The sequence below is a fragment of the Paenarthrobacter sp. GQ52 genome, assembly GCF_059759005.1.
In genome coordinates this window covers 56853-74770 of record NZ_JCAXEJ010000012.1, presented here as the reverse complement: position 1 = coordinate 74770, position 17918 = coordinate 56853, and the positions used below count along the sequence as shown (strand labels likewise).

The following is a 17918-nucleotide window of genomic DNA, read 5'->3' as shown; positions in this document are numbered from 1 at the left end:
CGTGGCCAACAAGCCTACAAGGACTGCAACCCACAAGTGTCCCCGCAACGCCCTCTGCGAGGCACGGGCAGACCTCCGCGCTCGATTCCTCGGCCGAGATACCTTGAGTGCAACAGAAGTCATCAGGCACTGCCGTTAGTAAGTCCGGGTACAAAGTACGTTTCCGGTTTCCGTGGGATTACTCCGCTGGGGAATAGGGCATCTGCCTGCGTGGAATACTGCCTGATTCGCCCGGGTTTTGCGTCGAGTCCGGTATCCCAGGTCCATGGCACAAAGCCCAATTTGGACATATGCGTTTCGTCCGGGCCGGCTGCCAAATCATAGGGGAAGTCTGAATACATCACAACGTTGTCCGGGTGTCCTTTGCCTACCTCCCGGGTGATCAGGTGGTCCACATGCTTCCCCACCCCCGCGGGGCAAAACAAAAGCTCAGCTTGGGTTTGTGTCATGAGTCCGGCGACGTCGGAACGGAGTTGGCGGATGAGTGCTCGATCACCCTGGGCGATCCTTCCCAGCGCGATGTCGAACCGGTACGTGGGGTAGCGGTGGGTGAGCTCCGGGAGCAGCCTCTCCCACGCGCTGCTCCCCAGCACCGGTGGCTTGCGCCGTCGTCGAAACAGCGCGTCCACTTCACCGAGGTGGATGGATTGAACTCCCATGTCCTGCAGCACTGCGCGGTCCTCTGACTGCCTGGCTCGGAACAGTTCCCCCGCATCCGAAACGGTGCATTGGCGCATGAAGGAGCGGGCTGCACGCGTATGGGGTGATGGCACTGCCTCAGTGAACAGCGTGGCCACAATGATCTGCCGCCCTTGGGCCTGGGCTTCAATAAGCGCGCCGCATGACAGGACTGCATCATCAAGATGGGGTGACAGGAACAGCCAGGGGGCATCGCCCGCCATGGAATGTTCGACTCGTGATCGGAGCGGCATTCAAGCCCTTTCTGCGTCGCCGGCCTGTGGCCGCCGGATTTGAGGATTCTTCAGTTCAGTGAGAGCAGTGCGGTAAGCCTGCGCCTGCAAATCGGCGAGCGCATCCCAGTTGTAACCGGCGGCAAATTTCCGCCCTTGCTCAGCCACGTGCTCCAGTCCCGTCTGGGAGTAACGGGAGGCAATTTCATCAGCCAGTGCCAGAACATCGAAGGCCTCGACTATCCAGCCCGTACCCGGAGGAATGATCTCTCTCAGGCAAGGAATGTCGAAGGCAATAACCGGAGTGCCTGCCGCGAGTGCGTCGATGGCTACTAGCCCGAACGTCTCGTGCCGCGAGGGCACTACCAGCAACCGGGCGTCGGTGAGAGCCCGGAACTTTCTTTCCCCGGACAGCCACCCGAGCATCTGCACGCGCTCGGAGAGACCGGCCTCTTGAATTGATGTGCGCAACCGTTCCTCGTCCGGGCCTGTGCCCGCTATCAGAAGGTTGCCCTCAACCCTCTCGCAGGCATGTGCCCAGGCTTCCAGGAGGAGATCCAAGCCCTTGTGCCCGTACTCGAGGCGTCCGACGAAAAGGACGTCCTGCCCCAGTCGGGGCTCGTTGTTCCATACTGCGGGATCCACGCCGTTGCCGATGACGTCCACATGCACGTTGGGGTTCAGTCCCTTTAACCGATCTCCGATGCCTTGGGAAACCGAGATGAGCCTGCGGTGTTTCCGCACGCCCAGTCGCTCTATCCAGTGAAGAGGCAGCTTGTACTGCCGTGCTTTGTCCTTGGCATGCAGCCATTGGACAACACCGATGGTGGGGCGCTTGGTCCATAGCGGTGCGGCCATGGTGGAAAACGGGGCGAAGAAATCCTCCACCACCAGCTCAGCAGTTGACCGGCGCTTCCATACCTCGAAGGGCAGCCGGGCAACATAGGCCAACAGCCTGGTCAGGCGGTTACTGCCCGTTCCGAAGCCAATGGGCACATAGTGCACACCGTCTTCGATGCGTTCCTGCCAGCCCGGATAGCGCGTCGTCAGTACTGTGACATGGAAGCCCCTTCCCGCCAGGCGGCGATTGATTTCCTGGGTTCGCACGGATCCTCCGCCTGCCCCCGGCATGCGTGGATCTTCAAAGCCCAAATGCAAAACTCTCATCGCTGTCTTTCCGTCTCTGAATCTCTGAAGGGCATCCTGCCCGGTACACCTCCCCTGAATCAGGAGCAGTGGCATCGGCTTTGGGAAGCACGTCCGTGCGGTGCCTTATGCGACCGGCGGCCGGTTGATTTGCTGCGCCTGCCAACCTGCCGACGTCGGGAAATCTTGAAGTCATTTCTGCGCGGCAGCATGCCGCGCTGGTGGGCAAGAACGGTGGCACCGCTGATGCCGGCGAGAAGCAACCAGAGCAAGGGCTGCAGGTGGGCGGCGACGGCGAGGACCATGATCAAGGCGAACGCCAGGAGGGCGAACCTGCCCGTCCCCTTTCCCGGGTTGGCAGACGCCAGCACGGGACGCGCCAACAGTGTCAGGACCAAGCCAGCGGTGACCGCACCGACGGCAGATCCCACAGCCATTCCCGAGACGGCGTTTAGCTGCCAGCCGATCCACAGCCCGCCAATAACCAGAAGACACGCACAAGCGAGGCCGATTTGGCAGCGGCGGTAGGCACGCATGGCAAGGAGTATGGTGGCGAGCACCATCAGGACGGCATAGCCGAGGCCGGAAGCCGCCAGCCATGGCAGGAGTCCAAGGGAGCCGTGATACTTCTGCGGAACAATGACGCCGGACATCAGGGGCGGTGCCGTGGCGATGATGGCGAAGGCCACCACCACAAGCTGCCCGAACGAGGCGAAGGAAGCGCCCAGCACCTCGCCAACTTTGACCCCAGGGGTTCGAAGCAAGGGAAATGCAACCAGCGCGGTTCCCGCAGCTACGTAAACGGGCCCCTTTGCAATGGTGGCGAGCGCTTGGAAACCTGCCGCCTCAGCCGAGCCATTGTCCAGAAAGCCGACCACTACGACGTCGATCCCCACCAGCACGGACACGACGCACAGAACCGACGCGATATCGCTCGTTTCGGCCCATCGCCACTTCTCGAGCAACACCCGCGGACGCCAGCGGAGATCCCGATAGAACGACCACGGCACCACCAGCGGTGCCAGGCACCCCACGACAAAACCGAGGACAGCTCCCCCGGCACCCCATGCCATCACGATCACCAGCAGGCTGAAGATCAACCGCAAGACAACCTCGCCGATGGTTGACACTGCGTACCACGTGAAGCGGAGTTCGCCCTGAAGCCACCCGGCGGGCGCATTCACAACGAAAATGACAAAGGCTGCCAGAGCCACCGCTGCTGCCAGGACGGGAGTGGCAAGCGCGAGAGTTACGCCGCCGGCAATGGCGGCTGCGGAAGCACCCGCCAGGCAGGACACGAAGACGGAGAAGGCCACGCCGTTCCGCCGCTCTTCGGAGCCTTCCGGATGCACCGCAACCACATGCGACAGCGGAAGCGGAACCATCGCATTGGCCACGATCCCCACAACGCCGAGGATCATTGCGGCAGCCGCGAACTGTGTGTAATCCGCTGTCCCCAGCATGTTTGCCATCAGCAGCGTGCATGCGTAGCTCACCACGCCCACCAGGCCGGCGGACACAGCGAGGAAGCCACTGTTTTGAGCTATGTTGACGTCTTGGTCCGGCGTCCTTTGCCTGCTTTCAGCCCTGGGCCTCAAGTTCACTGCGGTGGTTATGGCCTGTTCGGATAAATCCACTGATCAGCTACCGTTGCTGGCCATCGTTGGCTTCGGCCGGAGCAAAGACACTTCCCGGTCCGGCAAGAAGCGTGCTGCGGCCTGCCGATCGGATGTCTGCAGTGGCCACGCCGATCTTCTTCATCGCGGCGAAAGCCTCGAACTCGTCCCTGCCCTTCATGATGATTGAGACGTGACCGTCGGCCAGGGCATACTCGTCGGTCGGCCTCAGGGCGGCTGTGAAATCAATACCGTCAGGCACTTCAAACTGCGCAGGCACTTCGAACTGAACCAGGGTGGACAAGTCCGAGTGGAAGGCCCGTGGATCTCCGCCGTCGCGGCGCATCTTCGCTTCCTCCAAGAGCACCCCTGTGAGCAGCATGGTGGTGCGGTCCCAGGTAAAGCAGCGGGCCCATTCACGACACTCGCCGGAGACGATGATGGCTGCCTCGGGTTCGGTCAACTCAGTGACTGCATCAACCATGGCAGATCCGAAGTCCGTGGGATGGTCCACCAGCCATCCCGTACGGCCGTCCACTACCGAATCCCTGATTCCGGGAACCCGCAGCGCCAAGCACGGCACTCCCCAGGCTGCGGCTTCGATTACTGAACAACCCCAGCCTTCTGATGCCGACGTGGTGGCAGTCATCCATGCCCGGCTCAACAGGTTGTCACGGACCTCGTTGGGTTGGTATCCGTGGAAAGTGATGGCGTGGTCCAGGCCGAGGTCCATGGCCAGTTGCTGAAGCCGCGCCCGTTCGGGACCGTCCCCGACGATGTCCATCCGCAGGTTGGGAAGTCTCCGGGCGGCCACGGCGAACTGGCCCAGCAGCAGGTCCAATCGCTTGTGGGGCACCAGCCGGCTCACGACGGCGATAGTCGGCTCAGCGGCCCGCGCGGCGACTGTGGGCGGAATGTCGATGGTACCGTTCGGCACCACGTGGATGGGGCCCCCGAATCCAAGCTTTCGCAGTTCCATGCGCGTTGACGGCGATACCGCTACGATGGCGCGCTGCCCATACACGGTCTTGGCGCCACTGCTTTCGAGGAAGCGGCCTACGGCGGCCATGGGCGGGGAGAACCGAGTGCGGAACTGCTCTTGGTGAACGTGGTGGACCAGTTGGACGATCGGGATTTCCCCGCGCAGGAACAACGGAGAAAAGAAGGGTATTCCGTTTTGGCAATCCACCACGGCATCGAACTGACCGTTGGTGCGCAGGAGCCTGAGTGCGGCCTGCCCATAGATGGAGAGCGCTCCGCCACCGCGCAATATACGGATGCCGTCAATGCTCTCCTCGGCTGACTGGCCGATGTCCTGGCCGGTAAACCATGTGACACGAACTCCGCTGTTCACCCATCTACGGGAGATCTCATGCATGTACTGCTCGGCGCCGCCAGCCTGCGAGTGCTTGACGTCGCGCCAGTTGAGCACCAGTACGTGCTTCCCAGCGAGTTGGGTTGGGGAGTTCATGTCAGTTGAGCCGTCCGTCACGATGTTGCTTTCTGAAGTTGAATCACTGAGGCAAAGCTGGCCACTCCGTCCTGGAAGGGACGGAACGTGGACTCGGCTCCATCGGTCCAGGCCACGGGGAGTTCCACAATGCTGGCGTCGTTGTCCTGGAGCCGAAGAAGCAGTTCCACATCGAAGGCGAAGCCCGTGCTGCGGCACTGCACCATGGCAGCGGTGAGGGCATCACGTTCGAAAAACTTGAAGCCGCACTGGGTGTCCTGGATGCCTTTGACCTTTGATTTGGTCAGAGCCCGGAAGGCCGTGCCGCCCATTCGGCGCCCGATGTGCTGGGGCACAACAAAGGTGGATCCCGGGGCGTGACGGGAGGCGATAACCGCTGCAGCGCCACTCGCGAGTTGCGCCATGGCTTCAGTGAGCGTCGCCAGCGGCGTGGCGAGATCGGCGTCAAAGAAGCCCGTGTACCTGGACGTCCCGCTGAGGAGGCCACGGCGGACAGCTGCCCCTTTTCCGCGACGGGAACACCCCAGCACTGAGATCGGCACTGCATCTCCCTTTTCCCGGGAGATCCGGTGGACCACCGCAGCAGTCTCATCCACGCTGCCGTTATCCACCACCACAATGCGCGAAGACCACGGCTGAACGGCCAGGAAGTCCACTGTTTGCGTCAGTGTGCTGGCAATTCTTCCTGCCTCGTTGTAGGCAGGAATGATGACTTCGAGGTCTACGTGGGAGCGACGCAACGAGTCTGGATGTCGCCGTGCTTGAAGGCGACCCCTCTTGCCGACATGAACGCTGTGTGCGTGAAGCGGAACCATCAGAACCTCCAATATCCGGGAACGGGGACAAAATTCGTGCTCGCAATATATGCAGTGGGGTTACTACGCAAGTCATGACGCGAATCCGGGCGTTGTGCTCCACGTCATGGATTAATATGGCTGCCAAAGGTGTCCCGGGCGCTCTGAGCGAAATTGCTGGTTCTGTGTCAGAGCCCGTCTATAGAGTGGCCACATGAGCCACACTTCTTCCGCGCCTGCCGCTGCCAAGGAACCCACACTCCAGCCTCCTGTCGCCAAGCAGGTCCCCACCCGCCGCGAACACCATGGCGATGTCTTCGTGGACAACTACGAGTGGCTCAGGGACAAGGAATCGGCCGAGGTTGTTGACCATCTCAAGGCAGAGAACGCGTACCAGGAAGCGGTGACGGCGCACCAGGAACCGCTGCGCGAAGCGATGTTCCGGGAGATCAAGGGCCGCACCCAGGAAACGGATCTGTCGGTACCCAGCCGCAAGGATGGCTGGTGGTATTACAGCCGTTCGGTGGAGGGCAAGGAGTACAGCATCCAGTGCCGCGTCCTGGCCGCCAACACGGGCGATCCTGTGGCTGACTGGACTCCCCCGGCGGTTGAAGCAGGCGTTGAGCTTCCCGGCGAGCAGGTGCTCCTGGACGGCAATATTGAAGCAGAGGGCCAGCCGTTCTTCAGCGTGGGCGGTGCCGCGGTGACTATCGACGGCAACCTTTACGCCTACGCGGTGGACAACTCCGGAGACGAACGCTTCACCTTGCGGATCAAGGATCTGCGGACCGGCGAGCTTCTCCCGGACGTTATAGAAGACATCTTCTACGGGGTGGCTTTCTCCCCCGACGGCACCAGGCTCTTCTACACCGTGGTTGATGATTCGTGGCGTCCCTACCAAGTAAAGGCCCACGTCCTGGGCACGCCTGTGGCTGATGATGAGGTCCTCTACCAGGAGGACGACGTCGCCATGTGGCTCGGCTTCGACCTCTCCTCCGACCGCCGCCACCTGGTGCTCAGCATCGGCTGTTCCGAGTTCAGTGAAACGCGGCTGCTCCGCTTCGACGATTACGACGCCGGCCTCAGCACCGTCATTTCCCGCGACCACCGTGTCCTCTACGAGGCCGAGCCCTTCCTCCTTGACGGCAAGGAAACACTGCTCCTGACCCACAACAAGGGTGCCATCAATTCGATGGTGAGCCTGGTGGATCCGGCAGAGCTCTCCAGGCCGCTCGCCGAGCAGGACTGGCGGACCGTCGTCGAGCATTCCGACGACGTTCGCGTCAACGGCGCGGGCGTGACCGCCACGCACCTAATGTTGTCCGTGCGGAAGGACACCATCGAGCGCGTGCAGGTACTCCCGCTGGCGGGCCTGGGCACAGCTGCTCAAGGGGCGCCCGTGGAGCCTGCCTTCGATGATGAGCTTTACACCGCGGGTGTATCCGGCTCCGACTACGAAGCTCCGGTGATCCGCATGGGCTATACCTCCTACTTCACGCCGTCGCGCGTCTACGACTTCGTCCTGCCCACTGCAGAACAACCCGGTGGCGAGTTGCTGCTCCGCAAGGAAAGCCCGGTTCTGGGCGGCTACTCGGCTTCCGATTACGTTGCAACCCGTGAATGGGCCACGGCCGACGACGGCACAAAGGTTCCGCTGTCAGTGCTGCGTCACGCATCGGTCCAGAAGGATGGCACGGCCGCCGGATTGGTTTACGGCTATGGATCCTACGAAATGAGCATGGATCCGGGCTTCGGAGTGGCCCGCTTGTCTCTTCTGGACCGCGGAATCGTCATGGTGATCGCCCACATTCGCGGCGGCGGTGAACTGGGACGCAAGTGGTACGAAGACGGCAAGAAACTCACCAAGAAGAACACCTTCACGGACTTCATCGCAGCCACCGACTGGCTGGCGGAGTCCGGTTGGGTCCACCCCACGCGTATAGCTGCCATGGGCGGATCCGCTGGCGGCCTGCTCATGGGCGCGGTCGCCAACATGGCCCCGGAAAAGTACGCCGCCATAGTGGCGCAGGTGCCCTTTGTGGACGCCTTGACCACCATCCTGGATCCTGAGCTTCCGCTATCCGCCCTGGAATGGGAGGAATGGGGCAACCCCATCACGGACCCGGAGGCCTACGCGTACATGAAGTCCTACACTCCGTACGAGAATGTGGGGACCGTGGCCTACCCCAAGATCGCCGCCGTCACCTCGTTCAACGACACGCGTGTGCTTTATGTGGAGCCCGCAAAGTGGGTCCAGGCGCTGCGCTCAGCGTCCACGGGGACCGAGCCGATCGTCATGAAAATCGAGATGGACGGCGGCCACGGCGGCGCATCGGGCCGCTATGTGCAATGGCGCGAGCGGGCCTGGGACTACGCTTTCGTGGCCGACTCCCTTGGTGCCACGGAACTGCTTCCGGGCGCCGGTCTCAAATAGCTACGCTCGGCGTGCCCGTAGCAATGCGTAGTAGCCAGGGATAATGTCCGGGGATGACGGATTGCTCAGCGGGCGCGTCTCGATGCTCGCTGAGCCTTCCTCCACAAGGTTCCAGTCCGCCGTCGGGAAGGCCTTGGCCCGTTGCGCGGCACCAAAGCGGCCAGGCATCGGAAGTCCCCGGATTGCCCCCTCGAGCGGCGCAGGAATCGAGTTTCGGGTTGCCCCGAGGTGGCTGACGTAGTCCACAGGCGTGCCAGGGAAGTTGGTCTCGGCCAGGAAAACGCCACCGCGGCTTCCGACGACGGGCAGAAGGTTCGCGGCCAAAGCGGACTGGCCGCTGCGGTCCAGTACGTGCAGGACACCTCGGATGAACACGTTTGCGTCCCCGGCCCAACCCGCAGCTTCAAGGGCCGTCGCCACGGCCTCCACGGCGCCAGGTGCCGTCATGTCACACACGGCGAATGACGCCGTCGTGATCCCGGCCGCTTCCTGGCGCGCGCGGTCCACGGCATTAGCGGAGTAGTCGAGCCCCAGTGCGTGTGGAAAATGCTGCGCCAGCAGCCGGGTGAAGCTACCGTTCCCACACCCGACGTCAACTATCGGGAGCGTGGGGTCCAGTTGCTTCAGCGTGTGGAGATAGCCATTGAGTTCATGGGCGCTTCCCGAATCCCACAGGACATCGCCCGTTGCGCCGGTTGAACGAACGTTTCCCCAGTACTGGTCCCAGGCTGTGAGCGGGTCTTTCGGGGCTGCAGAGGACAGCCTGATGAGGCGAGGTATCAGCAGGTACTTCCTGAGCGCAGAGAACATTCTCCAAATATATGGGGCTCTATGCCTCCACCAGCCACTCCAACGCTTCTGTTTCGGAGGTGAAGAACTTGGTGGGGCACGGCGGCTTCATGATGCCCAGGAAGAAGTTGGCGATGACCCTGTCCACTGGGGACGAACCCCACAGGGCGATGCGGGAAGCCTGGCAAGGTTTGGCAAACACCGATCGGGCGCCCCTGGTGACGTCGTCCGTAGTTGCCATGTCAACAATCATGGGATGCCGGTCCGACCCGCAAATTTCGTTGACCCTGTCCATGGCCCTTTGGGCATCCTGTTCCTTAATCCGGGCGCCACGCGGCCATGTCAGGCGCAGGATCCCAGGCTCTTCGAGTTCCAACTCGAATGTCACCTGTTGGTGGTCTTGCGGTGTCGCTGGGTGGTCCACGATTCTCCTCGCACTGTTTCCAAACGGCTGCGGTGGAAATCCGAAATGGATCCCCCACACTCACTGCCTCAAGGCTGTCGAATCCGGGAGCCAAAGTAAAGGTGTGTCCCACGACTCAAAAAGCTCGTTTGGAGTTGGGCGGCCACTGGCCGCTATGCCGCTGATAGGGTGTTGCCAAATCCTGAAATATTGTGGACCAATGGTGGAACGGAAGGGGCTCAGTGGGCGAGACCGTTGCCGGTGAACAGCATGCCTCCCGCTCGGCTGTCGTGGCGGACTCAGACCATGACCGTCTGACGGCCACCACGTCCGTGCTTCGTGCAGCGGGCTTCCAGGTTTTCCCCGCCGCAGACACCGCCTCCATGGCCTTGCATCTCCAGCAACTCCGCCCCTCAGTGGTGGTGGCTGAGAACGCCCTTGCCCATGAACTTGGCAGTCCAGGGGTTCCTGTCCTGCTGCTTCTTGGTGCTCAGGAGTCTGTAGACCTTGAGGAAGTGGAGTCCTGGCGCGTAGCTGACTACCTCATCAACCCGGTCCGGCCCGGGGAACTCGTCCACCGGGTTGAAACCCTGATCGGTCGTGCAAAGGAGCGTGCACGCTCCCGTGGCGAAATCGAAGCACTGCGGGAAAGCCTCCGGAACGTCTCTTCGGCAATTCGGCAGACCAACGATCCGCAGCTGATCGCCGAGCACGTGGTTCGCGGTTTTGGCGAGGCCTTAGGCGCAGACCATGTTTGGTTCGCCACCTTCCGCGATGAACGGGTCCCCAGCATCCGGGCGCAATGGAACCGTCCGGGACTTCCGCTGCTGCCGGCAAGGCTGGGCGAGAGCGAAAACATCATCATCGAAACGGCAAACCGGCTCTGGGCCGAGGCGGACGTCCTCGCGGTAGCGGACCACCGGGAAGACCCTGACTCGAAGATCGCCAAAGCACTTCAGGAGTGGTCCGGCGAACTTAAACCCATATCCACTGTGCTGCTTCCTGTCGGCGAAGGCGCTTCCGCCATGGGCATCATCCTGTTGTCCACTGTGCAGGAGCGTCACGACTGGACGCGTGCCGAGATCGCCTTGATGCAGCACGTCGCCGGGAACGTAGCCCACGGGCTCATCCAAGGCCACCTCATCAGTGCCCAGCAGCGCGTCCTGCACCAGTTGAGGCAACTGGACAAGGCTAAGACTGATTTCCTGGCCACCGTAAACCATGAGCTACGGACACCCCTCACCTCCATCACCGCCTACCTGGATATGATCCAGGACGGCTCCGGAGGCCCGGTTCCCGAGGGCATCAGGAAAATGCTGGACGTTATTGCCCGCAACTCGGACCGCTTGCGCAGGCTGATTGAGGACATGCTCACAGTCTCCATGCAGGACGGCAGCAACCTGGACCTCAAGCCGGTCGACCTCGACAAGCTCCTGCAGGTGGTGGTGGCAACTCTCCGGCCGTTGGCAGAATCGCGCCATGTTTCCGTGTCCTTTACGGAGGCGACCGAAGACATTGAAGTCACTGCCGATGAAGCAAAGCTTGAACAGGTGTTCACCAACATCGTGGCCAACGCCATCAAGTTCACTCCCGAGGGCGGCCGTGTTGGCATCACCAGCGCCATGGCAGCTTCCGAGAATGGCGGACGGGCAGCCCTTGTGCAGATCGAAGACAATGGCCTTGGCATCCCGGAACACGACCTCCCCCACATCCTGACGCGCTTCTACCGCGCGTCCAACGCCACCTCTGCGGCAGTACCGGGCAGCGGATTGGGGCTGGCGATCGCAAACGACATCATCAGCCGCCATATGGGCCGCATGGCCTTTGACTCCATTTTGGGATCCGGGACCACGGTATCCGTGGAGTTGCCGGTGGGAGGACCCTAGGCTGGCTAGCTGTAACCGGCCGCTTCAGTGACAGGTTTCGGCTGCGCCCTCCGGGACTGTGACAGCGGTGTCGTTGCCAGGCCCGGAAGATGTGATCCGTGGTCACTAATGCTCGACATGCAAAGAAACAAAACTGATGCCCCGGGCAGCAGCCCAGGGCATCAATTTAGCTCGTATGGCCTTGAGAGGCGCTCCCCCAATGTTTAGTTCGGCCACCAACCGATGCTGGTGGTGTTCGTCTTACCTGTGGTGGTGCTGTTCGGCCACCAGCCGATTGCCGTACTGTCCTGCGTAGGCTCGGCATTAGCCGGAGCAGCGAATCCCGTTACTGCCAGAACTGCCGCCATGAGCAGGGTTGCCGCAAATTTTTTCATCCGCTATGCCCTTTCGTACTGATGCGAATTTATTGACTGTGACTTGAATAAAGTCACGGGGCAAACTATACGAGCTTTTCTTCCGCAATGACATGGATAATGGGCACATGCAAAGTCCTCACCTGGCCACCCACCTTGTTGCCGGACTCAATGCACGCGCCAAATGGAAGGCGCGGGACTTTGACGAGGCCTTCAAGATGGCAGCAGAGGCTGCGGAACTCGCCAGGGAGGCCGGCGACGAACTGGCCTGGTGGAACATGCGTTACCTGCAGGCGGAGTGCCTCCGTGACCAGGGGACCATCGAGGAATACCTGGCACTGGCGACCTCCCTCAATGATCACAGCCTCACAGCGTCCTCAGCCGAGCTCGGTGCCAAGGCAGGAACAATGGTAGCCATCGGGCTGCAAGGCCTCGGCCGACTTGCCGAAGCCGCAACCATGGCGGCCGACGCCGCAAAACTTGCCGCCACGGACCCGGATCTCCTCTATGTTCAGGTCCTTGCCCAACGCGCTCTCATCGCGGCCTTGGCTGAGAGCCGGCTGCTGGACGATGCGTGGCGGGAATGCCTTGTTCTTGAGACGTTGATTTCTGATGACATTGATGAAGACACCGCGGGCAAGGGTTACTGGGTCATCGGAAACGTTGCTTTCCTGGCTGATCGCGTTGCAGATGGGGGTCGGTACCACGATCTGGCCGCCGAAAGGCTTTCACCGTCAAAGGACGTTGATTTGTGGGCTCGCTTCAACCGCGCCTCCGCGGAAATGCGGTTGCAGGCAAAACTCGGTGACGCGGCGACCCTTCGCTGCATTGAAAGGGCAGAGCTCGCTACCGATATTGTGGGCGGTTCCGAGCGGGATCATCTGGAAATGTCCTTGGTCCGCGCCCATTGGAATTACCTCGCCGGCGATATGCAGGAAGCCCTGGCGATCCTTGAACCCCTTTGCTCTCGTTCCTCCATTCTGGCTACCCAAACGTCCGCCGAAGCCCATTTCCTGTTCGGACGGACCTTGCTGGCGTCCGAGCGACATGAAGAAGGCATGGCTGCTTTCGAAGAAGCAGCAAAGCTCTTCGACCAAGCGGCCCTGCCCGAGCGCAGCGCAGCCGTTCGCGAGCATCTTCGGCAAAGCGTCCGGGGCGGGCCGCACGGGGAGTGAGCATGTCTGACTCAGAAATGTACTCCGCGAATGACCCCCGTTTGGGGCTCCTACTGGAAGGCATCGTCAGGTTGGCGGCCGGAGACCTGAACACCAGGATCCGGGTCTCCGAGGCACGCGACGAGATTGACGCCGTGATCATGGGCACCAACCTCTTGGCCGAAGATCTACAGATCGTCTATGAGGAGCTGGAGCAAAGGGTGCAAGCCCGGACACAACAGCTCAACGAAGCGCACCTTGCGATGCAGCGCATGGCCATGACGGATCCCCTGACGGGTTTGAACAACCGCTCCGCTTTCGCCACCGCCCTGAGCAAGGCGCAAGCGAACGGCGTGCAAGGCAACAAACGGCCGGGGATCCTCCTGCTGGATATGGATGGCTTCAAGGCCATCAATGATTCACTTGGCCACACCATCGGTGACAAAGTCCTGGAAACGGTGGCGAACCGTATCAGCGGTGCGGTCCGCGAGCAGGACATGGTTGCCCGCATGGGCGGCGACGAGTTCGCTGTCCTGCTTCCGGAGGTGACCCCTGCAGAGGCCAGCGCCATTGGCAGCCGAATCCTCGCCGCCGTGGTGGGGGCGATGGAGATTGAGGGCCAACACCTCCGCTGCGGGGTCAGCATGGGGCTCCGGATGGCCGATCCAGGCCAGCGTGCAGAAGAGCTCATGATGGAAGCGGACATCGCCATGTACGAGTCCAAGGCGGACGGGCGCGGCAAGCTCAAGGTGTTCGCCCCTGACATGCTGCTGGCCCGGCAAATGCGGAACCAACTGGTGGGCGAGCTCAAAGAGGCGATCACCGATTCTCAGCTGGTGCTCTATTACCAGCCCATCATCAGGCTGGATACCCGCGAGATTGAGGGGGTGGAAGCCCTGGTCCGCTGGAACCACCCCACCCGTGGAATCATCATGCCGGATGAGTTCATTCCCATTGCCGAGGAAACGGGAATGATCTCCGATCTGGGCGGCTGGGTGCTCCGCACCGCCGTCGAGCAGTTGAAGCAATGGCGTACCGACCCTCTGACGGCGGGCCACAACTTCAGCATGCGCATCAACGTTTCAGCTGCGGACCTGCAGCGTCTTGAGTTCATTGAAGACGTTCGCGAGGCGCTGGTATCAGCCGACCTGGACCCGTCGCTACTGGTCCTGGAGCTGACCGAAAGCGCCGTGATCCAAGGCAACGACCTGGACCGTTACACGCTCAACAGCCTGCGCCGCCTTGGCGTGGGACTGGAGATTGACGATTTCGGCACCGGCTACTCCTCCATCAGCTACCTTCGCCAACTGCCCGTGGATACGGTCAAAGTGGACCGGACGCTGCTCTCCGCCCTGGGCAGCGACCCTTCGCAGCCAGCCCTTCTCGCCGCCGTACTGCAGCTCATCCGCGCCTGCGGCCTGGCTGCTGTGTGGGAGGGCGTGGAAACCGCCGAGCAGGCCGAGTACCTCCTGAGCATCGGGTGCACCAGCGGCCAAGGCTACTACTTCAGCCGTCCTTTGCCTGCAGCGCAATTGACCGAACAGCTGAAACACCACAAGACGTGGCCCGTCAGCTGATTTTCCGGGTCCACGGATGGTGCCGCGTGCGCCACTCCGAGTCCAGAATCGCGTAAATGTTCTCGGTGGCCCACTGGCCTTTGTAGTGCCAGTTGTCCACCAGGGTGGCTTCGAGCCGCATGCCCAGGCGTTTGCAGATACCAGCAGAACCGGCGTTGAGTGCATCCAGCTTTGCGTCGATCCGATGGAAGGCCAGTTTCTCGAATGCCAGCTTCATGACGGCTTCCGCTGCCTCCGTGGCAATGCCGTGGCCACGCGCCTCCGGATGCAGTATCCAGCCCAGCTCACCTTGTCCGGTACCCTCCAACCACTTCAGCACCACCTCGCCCATCAGGCCGGGGTGGTCCTTGCGCTCGATGGCAAGGCATACCCAGTCGCCTTCCTGGTTGAACTCGAAGTTGGCGTACCTGCCGAGGACCTCCATGGACTTTGTCTTGGTCAGCTCGTTGCGCAGGAGGTACCGGGCAGTTTCGGGAAGCGACTGATAACCGTGGAACCGTTCAAGGTCCTCGGCCTCGAACCGCCGCAGGATGAGTCGATCGGTGATGATGGGAAGCTCAATTTCGGGCATGACTCCGAGGCTACTAGGTACGGGCGAATCATGGTCCAGTCTTGACACGTGGCGCGATCTGGGATTACCTAATGAACATTCGGTAAATAAAGCTGGAGGCAATGACGCATGGTTGAAACAACCCTCTCCGGTGCACAGCACCACATCCTGACGAACGACTACGCGTCCGAATGGATGGGCATCGAGGTCCTCAAGCTCGACGACGGCCACGCCACCATCCGCATGCATCTCCGCCAGGAAATGCTCAATGGGTTCGGCATGGCACACGGCGGAATGATCTTCGCCTTCGGCGACACCGCCTTCGCACTGGCCTGCAACCCGGCCAACCCCACGCCAAAGCAAGCCGCCAACATCACGGTGGCGTCCGGCGTCGATATCAACTTCATCAAGCCGGCGTTCCAGGGCCAGGTGATCACCGCCGTCGCAAACCGCCGCGCGAGCACCGGCCGAAGCGGCCTTTACGACATCCAGATATATGCGGCTTCCCCGGACGAAGACGCCTCTGATCCCACAGCTTCCGATCCCGCTAGCGGGGAGCTCATCGCTGAGTTCCGTGGCCGCAGCCGCACCATCTCCAAGAAGTAGGAAACCCATGACGCAGAACACCGTGGCCGCACCCGCAGCTTCCTCAACCAAGGAAACCGCCCCAGTGCTTGACCGTGAAGAAACCATCTCCCGCGACGAACTCGAGGCCTTGCAGCTCACCCGCCTCCAGCACACGGTGGCGTACGCCTACGATCGCGTGCCGCTGTACAAGCGCAAGTTCGACGAAGCAGGCGTGCACCCCACGGATCTCCGCGAGCTGAGCGACCTCGGCAAGTTCCCCTACACCACCAAGGAAGACCTCCGGCTGGAGTACCCCTTTGGTATGTTCGCCGTCCCGCAGGATCAGGTGGCGCGAATTCATGCGAGCTCCGGCACCACCGGCCGCCCCACCGTTGTTGGCTACACCAAGAACGACCTCGCCAACTGGGCAACCCTGGTTGCACGCTCCTTCCGCGCCTCCGGCGTCCGGCCCGGGATGAAAGTCCACAACGCCTACGGCTATGGCCTGTTCACCGGCGGCCTCGGCGCGCACGCGGGTGCTGAAGCGCTCGGCTGCACCGTCATCCCCATCTCCGGCGGTCAGACCGAACGCCAGATCCAGCTCATCCAGGACTTCAAGCCGGACGCCATCCTGGCCACTCCCACCTACCTGCTCACCATCGCCGATGCCATGCAACACCAAGGCATCGACCCCACGTCCACTTCGCTCAAGTACGCCGTCCTGGGCGCCGAACCGTGGACCGAAGAAATGCGCCACGAGCTTGAAACCACCATGAACATCAAAGCCTCGGACATCTACGGGCTCTCCGAAGTCATGGGCCCGGGCGTCGCCGGCGAAGCTGTTGAAACGCAGGACGGCTGCCACATCTGGGAGGACCACTTCCGCCCCGAAATCATCGATCCGTTCGACCACTCGACCGTGCTGGCCGACGGCGAACCCGGCGAACTCGTCTTCACTTCCCTCACCAAGGAAGCGTTGCCGATCATCCGGTACCGCACCAAGGACCTCACCCGCCTGCTGCCGGGCACCGCACGCCCCGCGCACCGCCGCATGGGCCGCATCACCGGCCGCAGCGACGATATGATCATCCTGCGCGGTGTGAACCTGTTCCCATCGCAGATCGAGGAAATCGCGCTGCGCATCCCCGAGCTCAGCCCGCACTTCCAGCTCGAAATTACCCGCCCCGAAGGCAAACGCATGGATTCCCTGACCGTGAAGATCGAGCGCCGCGAGAACGTTCCGTCCGAGGCAGGTACGACGGCGGCACACACCTTGCGTGAACAGATCAAGATTCACGTCGGGTCATCTTGCGTGGTTGACGTTGTAGAGCCCGGTTCCCTTGAGCGGTCCAACGGTAAGCTCCGCCGGATTTACGACATGCGCCCCAAGGGCTGAACGCGTTCACCCGTAGAGATCGTGAGAAAATGCCAGCATGCCTACTGAGACCACCACCAAGCGCGGACGGCCCGGTTATGACCAGCAGTCGGTGCTCCGCATCGCCGTCGACGTCTTCAACCGCCACGGGTACGACGCTACGTCCATGGGCATCCTGGCCGAAAACCTCGGGATCTCGAAGTCAGCCATCTACCACCACGTGCCGTCCAAGGGCGATCTTCTGAAGCTCGCCCTTGACCACGCATTGGGAGGGCTGGAAGCCATCCTGGAGGAGCCAGCCGCTACGTCCGGGCCCGCCGATGCTCGGCTGGAGTTCGTGCTGCGGCAGACCATTGCGGTGCTGGTGGACAGGCTCCCGTTCGTGACCCTGCTGCTGCGATTGCGGGGCAACACGGAGATCGAGCGTGATGCACTGGAACGTCGTCGCGCCTTCGACCACAAGGTGGCCGAGCTGATTGCCGCTGCCCGGGAAGATGGCTCGCTGCGCCAGGACATCGATCCGCGCACCGTCACACGCCTCCTGTTCGGTACCATCAACTCGATCGTGGAGTGGTACAAGCCGGGCGGCTCGCTGTCCCCGGAGAAGCTCGCCGACGACGTCATCACCATGGCCTTCGACGGCCTCCACACGGCCGCCTGACGCTCTCTCACATCCCGCGGGGCTTCCCGCCGCCCCTCTCTCACATCCCTAGGGCTTCCCACCGGCCTTCTCTCACATCCCTCGGACTCCCGGCCGACCGTCTCTCACATCCCCCGGGGCTTCCCGCCGATCGTCCAGGAGCCGGATCCGCCGGCGGACACCCCTCCTGACCATTGGTCCCCCGAACGCGAAACGCCCTCCCACGTAACGTGGAAAGGCGTTTCGTCGTAG

16 protein-coding genes are annotated in these 17918 nt (G+C 62.0%); 7 read left to right on the top strand and 9 right to left on the bottom strand.

Annotated elements, in window-relative coordinates:
* Window positions 1–122 precede the first annotated feature (122 nt).
* The 5 genes from AC6CH8_RS15510 to AC6CH8_RS15490 all read right to left on the bottom strand — a co-directional run bounded on the left by AC6CH8_RS15510 (window position 123) and on the right by AC6CH8_RS15490 (window position 5959).
* Window positions 123–932: a PIG-L deacetylase family protein gene (locus tag AC6CH8_RS15510; protein ID WP_498191411.1), complete on the bottom strand. Its 810-nt coding sequence runs from the start codon at window positions 930–932 to the stop codon at window positions 123–125.
* Complete coding sequence (locus AC6CH8_RS15505) at window positions 933–2018, bottom strand: glycosyltransferase family 4 protein (protein ID WP_498191410.1); 1086 nt, start codon at window positions 2016–2018, stop codon at window positions 933–935.
* 119 nt (window positions 2019–2137) lie between these two features.
* Window positions 2138–3661 (bottom strand): lipopolysaccharide biosynthesis protein, encoded by a 1524-nt coding sequence (locus AC6CH8_RS15500; protein WP_498191409.1) that lies wholly within the window; start codon window positions 3659–3661, stop codon window positions 2138–2140.
* A 40-nt stretch (window positions 3662–3701) separates the two neighbouring features.
* Window positions 3702–5144, bottom strand: coding sequence for a glycosyltransferase family 4 protein (locus AC6CH8_RS15495; RefSeq protein ID WP_498191408.1), 1443 nt, complete (start codon window positions 5142–5144; stop codon window positions 3702–3704).
* A gap of 17 nt (window positions 5145–5161) precedes the next feature.
* Window positions 5162–5959 carry a glycosyltransferase gene (locus AC6CH8_RS15490; protein ID WP_420178879.1) on the bottom strand — a complete coding sequence of 266 codons (798 nt, stop codon included), beginning with the start codon at window positions 5957–5959 and terminating at the stop codon, window positions 5162–5164.
* 193 nt (window positions 5960–6152) lie between these two features.
* Here AC6CH8_RS15490 and AC6CH8_RS15485 point away from each other — a divergent pair, with 193 nt between their 5' ends.
* The gene (locus AC6CH8_RS15485; RefSeq protein ID WP_498191407.1) at window positions 6153–8372 is read left to right on the top strand and encodes a S9 family peptidase; all 2220 of its coding nucleotides are present in this window, start codon (window positions 6153–6155) and stop codon (window positions 8370–8372) included.
* On the opposite strand, the gene AC6CH8_RS15480 is transcribed toward AC6CH8_RS15485, so the two are convergent.
* Together AC6CH8_RS15480 and AC6CH8_RS15475 are read right to left on the bottom strand one after the other, a co-directional pair.
* The gene (locus AC6CH8_RS15480) at window positions 8373–9182 is read right to left on the bottom strand and encodes a class I SAM-dependent methyltransferase (RefSeq protein WP_498191406.1); all 810 of its coding nucleotides are present in this window, start codon (window positions 9180–9182) and stop codon (window positions 8373–8375) included. It lies immediately after the preceding gene.
* 19 nt (window positions 9183–9201) lie between these two features.
* On the bottom strand, window positions 9202–9585 hold the full coding sequence (locus AC6CH8_RS15475) for a DUF7793 family protein (RefSeq protein ID WP_498191405.1): 384 nt from the start codon (window positions 9583–9585) through the stop codon (window positions 9202–9204).
* Between the two features lie 221 nt (window positions 9586–9806).
* Here AC6CH8_RS15475 and AC6CH8_RS15470 point away from each other — a divergent pair, with 221 nt between their 5' ends.
* On the top strand, window positions 9807–11450 hold the full coding sequence (locus tag AC6CH8_RS15470) for an ATP-binding protein (protein ID WP_498191404.1): 1644 nt from the start codon (window positions 9807–9809) through the stop codon (window positions 11448–11450).
* A gap of 203 nt (window positions 11451–11653) precedes the next feature.
* Here AC6CH8_RS15470 and AC6CH8_RS15465 read toward each other — a convergent pair whose 3' ends face one another.
* Window positions 11654–11824, bottom strand: coding sequence for a hypothetical protein (locus AC6CH8_RS15465; RefSeq protein ID WP_017199100.1), 171 nt, complete (start codon window positions 11822–11824; stop codon window positions 11654–11656).
* Window positions 11825–11931: 107 nt separating this feature from the next.
* On the opposite strand from AC6CH8_RS15465, the gene AC6CH8_RS15460 reads away from it, so the two are divergent.
* Together AC6CH8_RS15460 and AC6CH8_RS15455 are read left to right on the top strand one after the other, a co-directional pair.
* A complete protein-coding gene (locus tag AC6CH8_RS15460; RefSeq protein WP_498191403.1) occupies window positions 11932–12978 on the top strand; it encodes a hypothetical protein in 1047 nt (348 codons plus the stop codon).
* A 2-nt stretch (window positions 12979–12980) separates the two neighbouring features.
* Window positions 12981–14534, top strand: a complete 1554-nt coding sequence (locus tag AC6CH8_RS15455) for a putative bifunctional diguanylate cyclase/phosphodiesterase (protein ID WP_498191402.1) — start codon at window positions 12981–12983, stop codon at window positions 14532–14534.
* On the opposite strand, the gene AC6CH8_RS15450 is transcribed toward AC6CH8_RS15455, so the two are convergent.
* Window positions 14527–15105 carry a GNAT family N-acetyltransferase gene (locus AC6CH8_RS15450; RefSeq protein WP_091470562.1) on the bottom strand — a complete coding sequence of 193 codons (579 nt, stop codon included), beginning with the start codon at window positions 15103–15105 and terminating at the stop codon, window positions 14527–14529. The two genes, AC6CH8_RS15455 and AC6CH8_RS15450, sit on opposite strands and share 8 nt — an antisense overlap.
* Before the next feature lie 108 nt (window positions 15106–15213).
* Between AC6CH8_RS15450 and AC6CH8_RS15445 the strand changes: the two genes are divergently transcribed.
* The 3 genes from AC6CH8_RS15445 to AC6CH8_RS15435 are packed head-to-tail and all read left to right on the top strand — an operon-like array spanning window position 15214 to window position 17687.
* On the top strand, window positions 15214–15690 hold the full coding sequence (locus AC6CH8_RS15445; RefSeq protein WP_091470560.1) for a hotdog fold thioesterase: 477 nt from the start codon (window positions 15214–15216) through the stop codon (window positions 15688–15690).
* Window positions 15691–15697: 7 nt separating this feature from the next.
* Window positions 15698–17047, top strand: a complete 1350-nt coding sequence (gene paaK, locus AC6CH8_RS15440) for a phenylacetate--CoA ligase PaaK (protein WP_091470559.1) — start codon at window positions 15698–15700, stop codon at window positions 17045–17047.
* Window positions 17048–17084: 37 nt separating this feature from the next.
* A complete protein-coding gene (locus AC6CH8_RS15435; protein ID WP_091470557.1) occupies window positions 17085–17687 on the top strand; it encodes a TetR/AcrR family transcriptional regulator in 603 nt (200 codons plus the stop codon).
* Window positions 17688–17918 lie beyond the last annotated feature (231 nt).